This is a genomic window from Pseudofrankia sp. EUN1h, assembly GCF_001854645.1.
Classification (GTDB): domain Bacteria; phylum Actinomycetota; class Actinomycetes; order Frankiales; family Frankiaceae; genus Pseudofrankia; species Pseudofrankia saprophytica.
Genome location: NZ_MBLN01000003.1, coordinates 105,654 through 120,550, shown reverse-complemented (window position 1 = coordinate 120,550; position 14,897 = coordinate 105,654). Strand labels below are relative to the sequence as shown.

At 71.2% G+C, this 14,897-nt stretch carries 13 protein-coding genes; 2 read left to right on the top strand and 11 right to left on the bottom strand.

Features of this window, described 5'->3' with window-relative positions; all coding sequences use genetic code 11:
- Positions 1–157 precede the first annotated feature (157 nt).
- From BCD49_RS03695 to BCD49_RS03645, 11 genes are all read right to left on the bottom strand, one after another.
- Entirely contained in the window at positions 158–1,045 is an 888-nt protein-coding gene (locus BCD49_RS03695; protein WP_007517553.1) for an SDR family NAD(P)-dependent oxidoreductase, read from the bottom strand.
- A gap of 3 nt (positions 1,046–1,048) precedes the next feature.
- Positions 1,049–2,113, bottom strand: a complete 1,065-nt coding sequence (locus BCD49_RS03690) for a phosphotransferase family protein (RefSeq protein WP_007517554.1) — start codon at positions 2,111–2,113, stop codon at positions 1,049–1,051.
- 225 nt (positions 2,114–2,338) lie between these two features.
- The gene (locus tag BCD49_RS03685; protein ID WP_007517557.1) at positions 2,339–2,791 is read right to left on the bottom strand and encodes a nitroreductase family deazaflavin-dependent oxidoreductase; all 453 of its coding nucleotides are present in this window, start codon (positions 2,789–2,791) and stop codon (positions 2,339–2,341) included.
- Between the two features lie 112 nt (positions 2,792–2,903).
- Positions 2,904–4,151 carry a cytochrome P450 gene (locus tag BCD49_RS03680; protein WP_007517559.1) on the bottom strand — a complete coding sequence of 416 codons (1,248 nt, stop codon included), beginning with the start codon at positions 4,149–4,151 and terminating at the stop codon, positions 2,904–2,906.
- A 37-nt stretch (positions 4,152–4,188) separates the two neighbouring features.
- Entirely contained in the window at positions 4,189–4,977 is a 789-nt protein-coding gene (locus tag BCD49_RS03675; RefSeq protein WP_007517561.1) for an SDR family NAD(P)-dependent oxidoreductase, read from the bottom strand.
- A 4-nt stretch (positions 4,978–4,981) separates the two neighbouring features.
- The gene (locus BCD49_RS03670) at positions 4,982–5,218 is read right to left on the bottom strand and encodes a ferredoxin (protein ID WP_007517563.1); all 237 of its coding nucleotides are present in this window, start codon (positions 5,216–5,218) and stop codon (positions 4,982–4,984) included.
- Positions 5,219–5,222: 4 nt separating this feature from the next.
- Entirely contained in the window at positions 5,223–6,428 is a 1,206-nt protein-coding gene (locus BCD49_RS03665) for an amidohydrolase family protein (protein WP_007517565.1), read from the bottom strand.
- Positions 6,429–6,544: 116 nt separating this feature from the next.
- Positions 6,545–8,014 carry an aldehyde dehydrogenase family protein gene (locus tag BCD49_RS03660; RefSeq protein ID WP_007517567.1) on the bottom strand — a complete coding sequence of 490 codons (1,470 nt, stop codon included), beginning with the start codon at positions 8,012–8,014 and terminating at the stop codon, positions 6,545–6,547.
- Between the two features lie 119 nt (positions 8,015–8,133).
- Positions 8,134–9,492 carry a thiolase family protein gene (locus BCD49_RS03655; protein ID WP_241832247.1) on the bottom strand — a complete coding sequence of 453 codons (1,359 nt, stop codon included), beginning with the start codon at positions 9,490–9,492 and terminating at the stop codon, positions 8,134–8,136.
- Positions 9,489–9,890 carry a Zn-ribbon domain-containing OB-fold protein gene (locus BCD49_RS03650; RefSeq protein WP_027140938.1) on the bottom strand — a complete coding sequence of 134 codons (402 nt, stop codon included), beginning with the start codon at positions 9,888–9,890 and terminating at the stop codon, positions 9,489–9,491. The genes BCD49_RS03655 and BCD49_RS03650 overlap by 4 nt, the downstream gene beginning before the upstream one ends.
- A gap of 143 nt (positions 9,891–10,033) precedes the next feature.
- Positions 10,034–11,230 (bottom strand): CaiB/BaiF CoA transferase family protein, encoded by a 1,197-nt coding sequence (locus BCD49_RS03645; protein ID WP_027140937.1) that lies wholly within the window; start codon positions 11,228–11,230, stop codon positions 10,034–10,036.
- A 498-nt stretch (positions 11,231–11,728) separates the two neighbouring features.
- On the opposite strand from BCD49_RS03645, the gene BCD49_RS03640 reads away from it, so the two are divergent.
- A complete protein-coding gene (locus BCD49_RS03640; protein ID WP_007517574.1) occupies positions 11,729–13,066 on the top strand; it encodes an ABC transporter substrate-binding protein in 1,338 nt (445 codons plus the stop codon).
- Between the two features lie 271 nt (positions 13,067–13,337).
- Positions 13,338–14,852, top strand: a complete 1,515-nt coding sequence (locus BCD49_RS03635; protein ID WP_007517576.1) for an AMP-binding protein — start codon at positions 13,338–13,340, stop codon at positions 14,850–14,852.
- The last annotated feature ends 45 nt before the right edge of the window (positions 14,853–14,897 follow it).

Sequence of the window (14,897 nt, the reverse complement as noted above, 5' to 3'; positions counted from 1 at the left end):
TGGTCGCGCAGGGGCGGGTTCGAGGTCCGTCCCGGCGTGAAATCCGACCCGAAGCCCAACCGCCGCCTCGCCCACCGGCCACCTCCATCGATCCGGCCGCACCCCGGCCCGCGTGCGACGCGCCCGCGAACCGGGGCACGGAACGTGGCCTTCTGGTTCAGGGACCAGCCGGTGTGCTGGGCCATCCGGGCAGAAGGCCGAGGTCACGGCAGACCTGCTGGGCCTCGATGGTGCGGCCGTCCCTGGTCGACCGGAAGACGGCCGGCTCGTCCTCCATGGCCGCCTCCGCGGTCTCGGGATTGGCCACCAGCCAGGCGACGACCGCGCCGACCACGTCGGGCGGGGCGGCGCCGGACGCGTCGAAGCCGAAGGTGCCCATGTCCTGCGCCATCCGCTCGGTGGCGACGAACCCGGGCTGGACGTTGAAGGCCCGCACCCCGCGGCCGGCCGTCTCCAGATGCAGGATGCCGGCCACGCGATGCAGGGCCGCCTTGCTCAGGCCGTAGCCAAGCCCCCAGCCGCCGGCGCCCGCGGCGGCCGGCGGGTCGTGGTAACCCGCGCCGGAGGTGATGTTCACGATGCAGCCGGACCCGCGCTCGAGCATGCCGGGCAGCACCTTCTTGATGAGCGCCAGGGGAGCCATGACGTTCGCCTCGAGGTGCAGCTCCAGCAGGTCGAGCGGGGTCTCCTCCAGGTGGTCCATGTGGCCGGGGCCGATGTAGCGGCCGTTGTTGACCAGGACGTCGATGCGGCCCCATTCCGCCAGCACGGCGTCGGCGGCGGCGAAGACCGAGGAACGGTCGGTCAGGTCGGCGGGGACGGTGAGTGCCCGCGTGCCCTCCGCCTCCACGAGCAGGGCGGTCGAGGACAGCGACCCGGGAAGGGGGCTGGTGTCGGAGCGACGCAGGGTCGACGAGTGCTCGCGCCCTTCGCCTTCCTTGACGGTCCGGGCGGTGACCGCGACGTCATAGCCGGTCCTGGCCAGGTGCACGGCGATCGCCTTGCCGATGCCGCGGCTGGCGCCGGTGACCAGAGCTGTCGGCACCGGTCAGCCCTCGGCGTCGAGGACGGCGGTGAGGGAGTCGTGGTCGGCGACCGCGGTGCCGATCCGGGCGAGCAGCACGGTGGTGATCTCCGGCTTGACCTTGAGAGTGATCCCCCAGAGGTAGAAGCCCTCGACGATGCCCTGGCGATAGCCGGTCCAGGCGTCGTCGAGCGACGGGGCGTCGACGCCTCCGGCGCGCAACTCGTCGAGGTAGTGCTGGAGCAGGTCGCGTTCGTGGCCGCGGCGGTCCTCGACGGTCAGCGCGGACGCGATGTGGTAGCCGACGTCGACCCACCACGGGCCGCGCTGCGCGAGCTGCCAGTCGACGAACGACGGCCGGCCCCGCGCGTCGAGGTAGACGTTCCCGACGTGCGGGTCGCCGTGCACGATGCACCACGGATCGGCGGCCGCGACCAGGGCGGCGAACCGCCGGTAGGCGTCGACGAGCCGCTGGGCGTCGCGGACCTCTGCCGGGACGCCGGCGCCGATCGGGCCGGTGAAGTTCCCGTTGATCTCCTTGAAGCCGCGGTGCCGCAGATGGCCATCGAGGCGGGGCGCGAGCCAGCCGACGTCGGCGAGCGCCGGGGCGTTCCAGGTCGAGGAGTGCAGCTTGGCCAGCTGGGAGAGGCTGACCGCTGCCTGGTCGGGGGTGTACGGGGCGAGCGCGTCGAGGAAGGTCGCGCCTTCGGCGACGATGTCCCGGGTGATGATCACGCCGCCGCCGTGCTGCGGGTGGACGTCGGCGTAGACGGCGTTCAGCGTGCGGACCCCGGTGGAGTCGACGAGATCCCGGTAGAAGTACGCCTCGTGCTCGCCGGTGCCGTGCACGAGCTCGCCGGCCGGGGTGAAGAAGCCCTTGACGCAGAGCTTCAGCGGCGCCTGGTCCTCGCCCAGGCCGTCGCAGTCGACGTCGAAGCGGAGATTGGTCGCGACCCGGGCGACGATGGGGCCGCGACTGGCCCCGTGGACCCGGATGTTCGGGTACTGCTTGCTGAGGATCTCCGTCAGCCAGGCGGGGGAGAGCGCCTCGTCGAGGGTGTCGGGAAACCGCGGCGCGACCGTGCTCATAAGGCGGCCTCGGGGGCGGTGGTGCGGCCAATGCGGCCGAGCGCCGCGCACGGTGTAGGCGCGGTCTCCGTCGGGACCTGCGGGAGCATGTCTCCTCCTTGGGCGCGAGGTGGCAGGGATCTGGGGCCAGGAGCCGGGCCGGCGGCCATTCTGGCGCCGCCCGGCCGGTCACCGTCGGCGGGTTCGCCGATGGGCCGGCGCGGCGGAGCATTCGCGACCGGGTGCTCAGGCGCGGCGCAGGACCACGACCGGGATCACGCGTTCGGTGCGCGTCTGGTAGACGTCGTAGTTCGGCCAGGCGTCCGTCACGATCTTCCAGAGGCGGGGCTTCTCCTCCGGGGTGGCCGGGTGCGCGACGACCTTGATGTGCTCGGCCTTGACCTGGATCTCGACGGCCGGGTTCGCCTCGAGGTTCAGGTACCACTTGGGATGGTTGGGTGCCCCGCCGGTGGAGGCGACGACGAGGAAGTCGTCGCCGTCGCGGGCGAAGATCAGCGCCGAGGTGCGGGCCTCGCCGGTGCGCCGGCCAGTCGTGGTCAGCAGCAGCGTCGGGACGCCGTTCCAGAGGTAGCCGGTCTCGCCGTCGGTCTCCCGGTAGGCGCGGATGTGGTCCGCCCCCAGCAGGGTGAGCTCGGGCTTGACGTAGTTCGGTTCACTTGCGGGGTTCGGTTCGCTCACGGGGTTCTCCGGAGGTCGGGAGACGTGGCGGCCGGGCCGCGCCGCCCAGGCTCGGGCCGGCGAGGCCGACCGGCCCGAGCCTGGGCGGCCCGGGTCGGTGGTGCGGCCCGCGTCAGTCGAACAGGACGGGGATGGCCGTCGCGCCGCGCTCGTACATGCCGACGAAGCGCGGGGGCTCGGCGTCGGGGTCGAGGCGCAGGTTCGGCAGCCGGTCGAGGAGCGCGTTGATGGCGACGCGGATCTCGGCCCGGGCGACATGCATGCCTAGGCACACGTGCGCGCCGCCGCCGAACGCGAACGACGGCTTGAGCGGCCGGCCGGCGTCGTACTCGTCGGGCCGGTCCCAGCGGGCCGGGTCCCGGTTGGCGGCGCCGAGGCAGATGTGCAGCACCGCCCCCTCGGGCAGGTGCACGCCGTGGAAGTCGACGTCGCGGGTCACGTACCGGGAGAACATCGGGTCGGTCGGCAGCCAGCGTAGCGACTCCTCGATCGCCGGCCGCAGCAGCGCCCGGTCCTCGCGGACGGCCTTCAGCAGCTCGGGCCGCTGGAGCAGAATGGTGATCATCGTGCCCATCTGCTTCCACGTCGTGCCGGAGCCGGCGGCCAGCAGCAGCAGTGAGAACGAGTAGATCTCGGCGTCGGACAGCCGGTGGCGGACGCCGTTCTCGTCGGTCATCTCTGCCTGGGTCAGCACACTGATCAGGTCGTCGCCCGGGGCCTCGCGGCGGGCCGCGACGATCGGGCGGATGATCTCGATGATCTTTTCGGGGTGCTGGAGCGCGGCCCGGATGTCGAGGGCCTGGTCAACCGGCACCCCGAAGCTGCTGGTGATCGTCAGCACCGGGATCGCGGCGCAGAAGTCGACGTTCAGCTCCGCCCGGCCGTCGGCGGCGAAGCTGTCGATCAGCAGTTGGACGGTCTGCTCGATCCAGTTGCGGATCCACCACTGCGCCCTGTTCGGCACGAACGACGGCTGCACGAGCGCCCGGTAGCGCCGGTGCTCGGTGCCACCCATCGACAGCATGCTGTTGAGCACGGCCGACGGGCCGCCGGCGACGTCGACCGGCTCGGGCGAGGAGGCGAACACCTCCGCGTCCCGGTAGGCGGCATCGCAGGCCGCCCAGGTGAAGGCCGAGAAGTGCGGTCGGTCCGGGAAGGGCAGACCGGCGAACATCAGCGGTTCGTCGACGCCGGTGAGCTCGTGGACGGTGCCCGGATGCACCGGCGCCTGTTCCCGCAGCCGGTTCCAGATCGGGTTCGGGTCGTCGGTGTAGCCGCCGCCGGAACGGGCGAGGTAGGCGCCGCGCAGGTCGAAGAGCTCCTGGATGCGCGCGCGGTCGAGGGTGGCTATCTCGGTCATGGAATTGTCCGCCGATTTCGGTGGGGTGGCGTGGCGGCTAGCGCGCCACGTAGCCGCCGTCGACCGGCAGCAGCACGCCGGTGACGTTCGCGGCCCGGTCACTGACCAGGTAGACGGCGGCCTCGGCGCAGTCCTCGGCGGTGATGGGCCGGCCGAGCGGGTGGTTGGCCCCGGTCGTCTCGGCGACGTGGCGCAGCGTCGCCTCGTCGGTCACCGTCATGCCGCCGGCCGCCATGAACCCGGTGAACGGCATGCCGGCCGGGCAGATCGCGTTGGCCCGGATGTTGAACGGCGCGCCCTCGATGGCCGCGGCCTTCGTGAGCTGGTGCACCGCGCCCTTCGTCGCGCCGTACACGGATCCACCCCAGGCGACCAGCCCGGCGACCGAACCGGTGTTGAGGATGACGCCGCCGCCGCCCTGCGCCTTGAACTGGAGCATCGCGTGCTTGGTACCGAAGAACACGCCGCCGAAGTTCACGCCGACGAGGCGCTGGAAGTCCTCGGCGGTGTGGTCCTCGAGCTTTGTGCCCAGTCGCGGCGTCGGAATGCCGACGTTGTTGAACAGGATGTCGAGCTGGCCGAACGCCTCGACGGCGGCGGCGATCATCGCCACGACGTCGTCCTCGTTCGACACGTCGGCGCCGACGGCGATCGCCGTCCCGCCGGCCGCCTCGATCAGGCTCACCGTCTCCTTGACCGGTTCCAGCCGGATGTCGGCGCAGACGACCCGCGCGCCCTCCTCGGCGAACCGTAAGGCGGAGGCCCGGCCGACGCCACCGCCGGAACCGGTGACGATGGCGCTCTTGCCTTCGAGCAGGTTTCCCATCAGGTCACGCTTCTTTCTTGTCGCCGGCCAGGAACGCCAGCGCGCTGGTCGGGCAGGCTTCCACGGCGGTGCGGACGGCGCCCAGGTCGGCGTCGCCAGCACCGTCGATCACCATTGCCTTGGCCTCGTCGTCGTGGGTGAAGAAGTCCGGGGCATAGACGATGCAGATCCCACTGCCGATGCACTGGTCGCGGTCGACGGCGACCGACCAGTCAGCGGGAGCGGGGGCGGATCCGGACATCGGCTCAGGCTCCGGCCAGGACGGGCGGCTCGGCCGCGGTGAACCGGTAGAGGCGTTCGGCGTTGCCGCGCAGCAGTTTGTACTGGGTCTCGGCTGGCAGGTGGCCGATGACGTTCTTGACTGTCTGGATGCAGTTGGGCCAGGTGGAGTCGGAGTGGGGGTAGTCGGTCTCGCACATGATGTTGTCCTCGCCGATCTCGGCGAGGCTGGCGATGCCGTGGTGGTCCTCGATGAAGCAGCCGTAGATGTGGTCGCGGAAGGTGGCGCGCACGTCGAGGGTGTCCAGGTCGACGCCGGTGGAGCCGCCGTGGTCCATGAACTTCGCGCCGCGCTGGACCCAGTAGCGCTGCTTGTCGAGGACCTGCTCGGCCCGCTCCAGGTAGTACGGCATCCAGCCGATCTCGCCCTCGGACAGCGCGATCTTCAGGTTGGGGTAGCGCTGGAACATGCCGGAGAACAGCCAGGAGAGCATGGCGCCGGAGGTGCGCATCGCGCCCCAGGTGAGGTTGGCGAGGAACGGCGCGTTGCTCGCGATCTTCGGTACCTGGGAGGAGGAGCCGACGTGCATGGAGGCGACCATGTGCAGCTCGTTGGCCGCGGCCATGACCGGGTCCCAGTAACCAGACGGGTCATGGATGGTGGGCAGGCCCAGCGGCTCCGGGTTCTCCGAGAACGCGAACGTGGTCGCGCCCTTCGCGGCGGTCCGCTCCAGCTCCGCGGCGGCGAGCTTCGGGTCCCACAGCGGGATGAGCGCGAGCGGGATGTAGCGGCCGGGCGCGGCGGCGCACCACTCGTCGATCATCCAGTCGTTGTAGGCCTTGAGGCAGACGAGGCCGAACTCCTGGTCGGAGGCCTCCATGAACAGCTGGCCGCAGAACCGGGTGATCGTCGGGAAGCAGAGCGAGGCGAGGATGCCGGCGCGGTCCATGTCCTTGACCCGCTCGGTCGGGTCGTAGCAGCCGGGCCGCATTTCGCTGTAGGGCAGCGGCTCGGGGCTGAACTCCTCCTTGGACTTGCCGGCGACCGCCGACAGTCCCGAGCTGGGGTACTTCTTGCCGTCGTACACCCAGTAGTCCAGGCCGTTTTCGTTGATCATGTGCGGGGCGCGGTCACGGTCCTTGCTGGGGACGCGGTCGATCCACACGTGTGGCGGCTCGAGGATGTGGTCGTCGACCGAGATCAGCCAGTCGAGGTTCAGTTCTGAGGTCATGTCTCCTCCTCGTGGGTTCGAGGTCTGGTCCGTGGTCCGTGGTCGGTGCCGGGGCCATCCGGGGCGCCCCGCCAGGGCAGGCAGGGCCAGGGCGGGGCCTTGCGGTTTTGGCCGCGCTAGCGCAGCTCCCCGATGGACATGTGCTTGACCTCCTGGAAGGCGCGGATGCCGTCGGGGCCGCGCTCGCGGTCGAGACCGCTCTGCTTGTAGCCCCCGCTGGGGGCATAGGCGCTGAACACGGACGTGTTGACGTTGACCGCGCCGGTGCGCAGCCTGCGGGCGACGGCGGTGGCCGCGGCGACGTCCTTGCCGTAGACCTGGCCGGACAGGCCGTAGACGCTGTCGTTCGCGATCCGGACGGCGTCGTCGAGATCGCGGTAGCCGATCACCGACAGCACCGGGCCGAAGATCTCCTCCTGGGCCGCCGGGTTGGCGTTGTCAGGCACGTCCAGGACGGTGGGCTCGAAGTAGTAGCCGCGCTCCAGCCCGGCGGGCCGGCCGCCGCCGGTGGTGACCTTGCCGCCGTGCTGCTCGGCCAGGGCGACGTACCGCTCGCAGCGCGCCCGGGCGGCGTCGTTGATGACCGGGCCCATCATCGAGGCCGGGTCCGACGGCGGACCGACCTTCAACGACCCGTAGACGCGGCTGACCGCCTCGACCACCTCTTCCTTGCGGTCCGCCGGCACGAGCATCCGGGTGGCGGCGACGCAGGCCTGGCCGGCGGTGGTGGCCACGACCATGATCGCCCCGGTCGCGACGCGGTCGACGGCGTCCGGCAGGTAGATCTGCGCCGACTTGCCACCGAGCTCCAGCGAGACCCGCTTCACCGTCGGCGCCGCCTGGGCGAGGATCCGCTTCCCGACGGCGGTGGAGCCGGTGAACGACACCATGTCGACGGCTGGGTGCGTCGTGAGCAGCTCGGCGCCGGCGGCGCCCTGTTCCACGACGACGGACAGGACTCCCGGCGGTAGGCCGACCGCCTCGGCCGCGGCGCCGAACACCAGCGAGGAGATCGGCGTCAGCGGGCTGGGCCGCAGGACGACCGAGTTGCCCGCCATCAGCGCCGGGATGACCTTCTGGAACGCCATGATGATCGCGCCGTTGTACGGCGTGATGGCCGCGACCACGCCGATCGGCTCGTGGCGGCGCACGCTGAGCGCCACCCGGCCGAGCACCAGCTCGTTGACGGGCACGGGGCTTGCTTCCTCGTGCCGCATCGACTGGTAGAGGTCGATCGTCGCGCGCCCGAGCGCCAGGCCGGAGGCGAACTGCGCCCGTTCCGCGTACGCGACCGGCTGGCCGGCCTCGGCGATCATCGTGGCGACGAGCGCGTCGTGCGAGGCCTCGATGTGGTCGAGGAACGCCAGGAGGATCCTCGCGCGTTCGGCCGCGGGCTTGTCGGCCCACACGCCCTCGTCGAAGCTGCGCCGCGCCTCGGTGATGGCCCGCTCGATCTCGGCGAGCGGTGTCACGCCGATCTCGGCGACCGTCGACTCGTCGGCCGGGTTCTCCACGGCGAACGAACCATCGCCGTGGACCCACCGTCCGGCGACGTATGAACGCCGTTCCTCGATGATTGCCGGCACCCCGGCCTCCCTTGCTTGCTGGATTCACGTACCTGGATGCGCGCCCCGCGGAACCGCGCGCCAACACGGGTCGGGACGTCGGACGTCGGGGCGTCAGGACGTCGGGACGGGTCAGAACTTCAGAACGGGACGGCGCTGTAGACGACGGCGCCGCCGTAGTGCGGCGACGAGTGGCAGGCGACGCCAATGGTTGCCTTGTCGCGCTGGCGTTCGCCCGCGCGGCCGGAAAGCTGCAGGTAGCACTCGAGCATCTGGGGGACGCCATGCATGCGGCCGTTCCCGAGCGCGCCGCCGCCGGACAGCGCCGGCAGCCCGTCTGGGCGGTCGGCGTCGATGCCACCGGACTGGACGAAGCGATGCGCCTCACCGACCGGGCAGAGGCCGAGAACCTCTAGCCAGAAGTACACGAACGGTGAGAACCCGTCGTACACCTGCGGAAGGTCGATCTCGGCCGGCCCGACCCCGGAACGCTCCCACAACCTGCTGACCAGGCCGAATCCGGCGTCCATGATGTCGTCGAGCGGCCAGTGCTGCGCGAGCCGGCGCCGCGGCGGCAGGCCGGACGCGTAGCCGGCGATGTAGACCGGCTTGTTCGGCAGGTCGGCGGCCCGCTCGGCTGAGGTCAGGACGAACGTGGCGACGCCGTCGACGGGGATGTCGCAGTCGTACCGGCAGATCGGGTCCACCAGCGTCTGTGCGGCCAGGTACTCCTCGGCGGTGAGCGGCTTGCCATGCCAGTACGACCAGGGGATGCGCGCGCCGTTCTTGCGTGCCTCCACCAGCACCGCCGCCATCGCCTCCCGGCTCGCGCCGTAGCGCGCCAGGTACTCGTTGTACGGAAGCGCGATCATCTGCAGCGGGCCGAAGAAGCCCTGCGGAGCGGTCCACTGCTGCCAACCGACCGCCGACGTCATTGGGTTCGCGTGGTAGCTGCCCACCGGGTTGTGCAGGGCCCGGTGCAGCAGCACGTAGTCGGCGRCCCCGCTCGCGACCGCGTTCACCCCGAGTGCCAACGACCCGGTCAGCGCACCCACACCGTCGAAGCCGGCGGTGTAGCGCGCGTCGGCGCCGAGATGCGCGGCCATCCACTGCGACGAGACGATGCTCGTCCCGTCCTCGACCGTGTGCGCGCCGGCCGTCGGGAACATGGAAGCGCTGACGAACCCGTCGACGTCGGCGACCTGGAGGCCCGCGTCTGCGATCGCCCGGCGGGCCGTGTCGACGGCGAGGACACCCAGCGGTTCGGGCGCGTGCCGGCGGACCAGGCTGTGGGCGTACCCGACGATGGCCACCTCGTTGCTCGGCCGGCCGCGTCGTTGCTGGCCGCTTCGCGCCCAGCTATGCCGCTGCCGGTCACTGGTCGCCCCATCGGCACTGCCGTGCCGCTCGTCGCCTCGCACCCGGGTCTCTTGTGCCTGGCTCTCCTGTGCCTGGCTCCTTTGCGCCTGGTCGTCGAGCACCGGGTCGTTCTCGCTCATGCGTCACCCGCCAGCTCGAAGGCGGGAATGGCGACCTCTGGCGCCACGTCCTCGAACGCGACGGTGACCGGTGCGCCGACGCGGAGCGGCGCGTCGGGCCCGTCCACGAGCCGGCCGATCAGGCGCAGCTCGGACTGTTCGGCGAGCTCGACGTCGACCAGGACGAAGGGCACGTCGAAGCCTGGGAGGAACGACTGGCGAACCACCGTCCACGACCTGACGGTCCCGCGGCCGCTGACTGGCTGGAAGGTAAAGCCCGGGTCGGTGCTGCCGCAGTGCGGGCAGATGATGTCAGGTGGGTGGGTGAAGGCGCCGCAGCGGGCACAGCGAGCGATCACCAACTCGTGGCGGGCGGCGGCGGCCCAGAACGGCGCGGACTGCTCGTCCGACACCGGCAGCGGCCGACGGGTGGGCGTAGCGGCCGGTGACGTCGCGGATGCGTCGGCCGGGGCCGCGGATGGGTCGGCTGGTGTCGCGGATGGGTCGGCCGGGGCCGCAGAGGTGGTGGCCGGCGTGGTCGCGGGCGCCGGCGCCGGTGCGGTCACGGGATGACCTTCGCTTCGTTCAGCTCGGCGATCTGTTCCCAGGTGCGGCCAAGCTCCAGCAGGATCTCCTCGGTGTGCTCGCCATGCTCGGGGGCACGCCGCAGCGGCGGCGGACGCTCGTCGAACTGCACCGGAACGGTCGGCAGCTGGTAGGTGGGCCCGTCGTCGACGTGAACCTCGCCCAGGTAGCCGTTCGCCAGCACCTGCGGGTCGGTGAGCAGCTCCTCGACCGCCTGTACGGGTGCCCAGGGCGCGTCGATCCCGGACAGCAGGTCCTTCCACTCCTCGAAGGTGCGGCTGGCGAACTCGGCGTCCAGCTCGGCGACGCAGGCGTCCCGATTCGCGCCGCGCGTCCGCAGGTCCGCGAACCGCGGGTCGGCGGCCAGGTCGTCGCGTCCGAGCAGCCGGCAGAAGTCGGCCCAGTAGCGGTCGGCCTCCAGGAACACCAGCTGGATGTGGCGCCCGTCCTTCGTCCGGTAGTTGCCGACCAGCGGGTTCGGGCCGCCGGTGCGGCCGGGCATGGCTCGTGGCTCGCTGCCGGACAGGGCCGAGAGCACGTCGGACGACAGCGTCCACATCGCCGTCGCGAGCAGCGAGACGTCGACGACCGAGCCGGAGCCCGTCCGTTCCCTGCGCAGCAGGGCCGCCGCCACACCGAACGCCAGCGCCATCGCGCCGTTGCGGTCGCCCATCGCGCCGCGCTGGCTGATGGGATAGTCCCGCTCGGGCGGGGTCAGCACATGGGCCATGCCGCCGCGCGCGAAGAAGGCCGACGAGTCGTAGCCGGGCAGATCAGCATCCGGACCGCGGACCCCGTAGCCGTGGCCACGGGCGTAGACCAGCCGGGGGAAGCGCCGGCGCAGCGTGTCGGCGTCGAGGCCGAGACGGGTGAGCGCGCCGGGCCGGAAGTTCGTCAGGAACACGTCGGCGGTCGCGAGCAGCTCGTCGAGCAGTGCTCGTCCCTGCTCGCGGCGCAGGTCGAGGGCGATCGAGCGTTTGCCGCGGTTGGCCAGGGCGACGGACAGGTTGACCCCGCCGCTGTCGGTTCCGATGCCCTGGGTGGCCAGGCCTCGGTACGGGTCGCCTTCCAGGCGTTCGATCCGGATGACATCCGCGCCCCAGTCCGCCAGCAGCGCGCCGGCCACCGGGACGAACACCCATTGCGCCAGCTCCACGACGCGGACGCCGTCCAACGCACCTGGAGCCTCGGGTGGGTCTGAGCGGTCTACCTGTCCTGAGCGGTCTACCTGGCCTGAGCGGTCTACCTGGCCTGACGGGTCTGACGGGTCTAACTCGGCGTCGTCCACTCGACGGACCTCCCCTCGCGTCGTGTCGAGCCCCTCGGCCGCGCCGCGGACTGTCACGACGACCGCACTGTAGAACGGGACTCTCGTTGCTGAGAAGCCCCCAATTCACTTTTCAGTAGAGCTTGACGTCTCCGTTGAATGTTGCGAGCATGCGTGCACTCCCGGTACCAGACGGCTCGAGCCGGTACCGAGGTCTTGTTCGGCGGCCGGCTCCGGCTGCTCACACACTCGCGACGAGTCCCCGATCCGTGGCACGTCGCTCAATGCTTCGACCGACGGCTGCGGCGTGCCCTGGGCGCGGTTGCCCGCCCTGCTCGTCGTCCCGACTCGTCATTCCCAGGCCGTCGCCGCTGGGCGGGGGCTTCGACCACGAGATGAGGGCAAGTGGCACACACAAGGGTCCTGCCGGGTAGGCCGAACCGGCGCCGAGCGCGGCGGACAACCGGCAGGTTATCCGGCTTATCCAGGTCGGCCGGCTTATCCGGTCTGGTCCTGGCGCTGGCCGCGACCGTTGGTCTCGTCGCGGCCTGCGGGAGCGACGACGACGGTGGCGGCGGCGGCAGCACGCCATCCGCCTCGGCGAACGCCGCGACGTCCCTGCTCGGTCCGTCCGACCCGGCGAAGGGCGCGGCCGTCAAGATCGGAATCGTCACCGAGGGCAAGGGTCCGTCCTCGGACATGTCCGCCCAGGACACGGTCGCCAATGGCACCGCGAAGTGGCTCAACGAGCACCGGGGCGGCATCGCCGGCCGGCCGATCGAGCTGGTCGTGTGCGACGCCCTGGGTGATCCCGGCAAGGCGACCGACTGCGGGAACCACCTGATCGAGGCCGGGGTCGTCGCCGCCGTGTTCGGCGAGTCGGCCGTCATGCAGGATGCCTGGAAGCCGTTGCACGACGCCGGCATCCCGGTGATGCTCTACGCCACCAGCGAGACCGAGCTGCTGGCCGACAAGGCCTCGACCTTCATCCTGTCCGACCCGTCAGCCGGGCCTATCGGCCTGCCGATCACGGTGGCCAAGGAGAAGGGCTTCAAGAAGGTGACGTCGATCGTGATCGACGTTCCGGCCGCCCTTGGCCTGGAGCAGACGATCGCGCCCGGGAAGTACAAGGCGGCGGGCCTGGAGCACGACCTCGTCCGGATCGCGCTGGGCACCGCCGACATGACGCCGCAGCTGGGACCGGTCGTCGCGGGCGACCCCGGCCTGGTGTTCGTGCTCGGTAACGACTCGTTCTGCATCAGCGCCTTCAACGGCCTGCGCGCGGTCGGGTACAAGGGTCAGATCACCAGCATCGCCCAGTGCATCACCGACGCCACCCGCAAGGCGGTGCCGGGTGACCTGCTCAACGGCATCGAGATCACGGCGTCGGCGCCAATCGGGACCGACAACCCGTCCACCCAGCTCTACAAGGCCGTGGTCAGCCAGTACGCCAAGGGCGTGGACACCAGCCAGATCGGCGGGATGAGCATGTTCAGCGCGCTCGCCGGCTTCCAGCTCGCGACCTCCAAGCTCAGCGGCGAGATCACGCCCGCGAGCATCATCAGCACGATCCGGGCGATGCCGGAGTCGGAGCTTCCCGGCGCCGGTGGGCTGAAGTTCAAGTGCGACGGGACGGCCACCGAGCTGTCGAGCGCCGTGTGCACCCGCGGCTCGCTGGCCGCGACCCTCGACGCCAAGGGTCAGCCGAGCGCCTACGAGGTGGTTGGCGCCTCCGCCGGCTGAGCCGGCTCGCGACCCGGGGCCGGGATTCCGTCCCGGCCCCGGGCCCGCGCCGCCCACGTGTGCCGATCGGCGAGGTTCCCACCAGGTGCCGGCGAAGCCGGCACCTTCCGCGGAACGAGCCCGGCCCACGGTGGGCAGCCCTGCGCGACAGCGGCTCCGCGCGACAGCGGCTCCGCGTGACAGTGGCTCCGCGTGACAGTGGCTCCGCGCGACAGCTCCGAACGTGAGACTCCGAAGTGAAACTCTGGACGGGACGTGGAAGGGACGGGTCGTGGAAGCCGCCTTCGAGACCGAAACCGGCAAAGCCGAGGCCGCCGAGGGTGAGGCCGGCGAGGGCGAGGTCAGCATCGCCCGACGGATCCGGCAGCTCGTCGAGGAGAACCCGAGCGAGGTGGTGTTCCGCCACATCGGGCTGGACGGCTCCGAGCCGGCCTTCACCTGGCCGATGCTCGACCGACGCGCCAGCCAGCTGGCCGGCGCGCTCGCGGACCGTGGTCTGCGCCGTGGCGACCGGCTCGGGCTCGGGCTGCGCAACTCGCCGCAGTTCCTGTTGTCCGCGCTCGCGGCCTGGAAGCTGGGCGCGGTGCCGGTGCCGGTCCGTTGGGATGTGCCTGACTGGGAGCTCGAGCGGCTGCGTCAGGTGATCGACCCGCGGATCTACCTGGGCCCGCCGGACCTCACCTGGATCGACGAATCGGAAGGGCGCGCGGTCCCCGATCTGCCCGACCTCGTCTCGCCGCACGTCAACGGCATCTGCAGCAGTGGTTCGACCGGGACCCCGAAGATCATCCTTTCCGAGCGGCGCGGCGTCCACGACCCGCGCTATGCCGGTCGGCTGCTCGAGAACTGGCGCCCGGTGCGCGAGCCGCAGACGATCCTGGTGCTCGCGCCGATGTACCACACGAACGGCTTCTCCACGCTGTTCAGCCTGCTGATGGGCGACCGGCTGGTGGTGATGGAGAAGTTCGACGCCGCCCGGGTCGTCGACGTCATCGAACGACACCGGATCACGACGTTCACCGCGACCCCGACGATGCTGCAGCGGATCGCTGACCTTCCCGGCATCGACGGCCGCGACCTGTCGAGCATCGACTGGTTCATTCAGGGCGCGGCTCCCATGCCGCCGTCGCTCGTCCACCGATGGGCCGGGCTCGTCGGCCCCGAACGCATCGTCATGGCCTACGGCATGACCGAGGGGCTCGGGCTCGCCGCGATCCGCGGCGACGAGTGGCTCACCCATCAGGGCAGCGTCGGGCGCGGCATTGGCGGCACGGAGCTGCGCGTCCTGGACGCCGACGGCGCCGAGTCACCACTCGGCGAGATAGGCGAGATCTACCTGCGCTCCCCGTCCTACGGCGGATACCGGTACCTGGGCGACGCCCCGCGCCTGCGCGGCACCGACGACGGCTTCCACACCGCCGGGGACATGGGCTACCTGGATGCCGAGGGCTTCCTGTACCTCGTCGACCGCAGGGTCGACCTGATCGTCACCGGCGGCGCCAACGTGTTCCCCGCCGAGGTCGAGTCCGCGCTCATCGACCATCCCGCCATCGCCGACGTGGTCGTCGTCGGCCTGCGTGACCCCGAGTGGGGCCGCCGGGTGCACGCCATCGTCGAACCGGCCGACCCCGCGAGCCCTCCGTCCGCGGACGACGTCATCGCCTACGCCAAGAACCGCCTCGCGCACTACAAGGCACCCAAGACCGTCGAGTTCGTCGCCGCGATTCCTCGCAGCGAGGCGACAAAGGTCAACCGCGGCGCCCTCGTCTCCGCTCGTGGCGGCTGAACCGGGTAACCGCGGCCACAGTCCGGGCGACCCGCCCGGACCGCG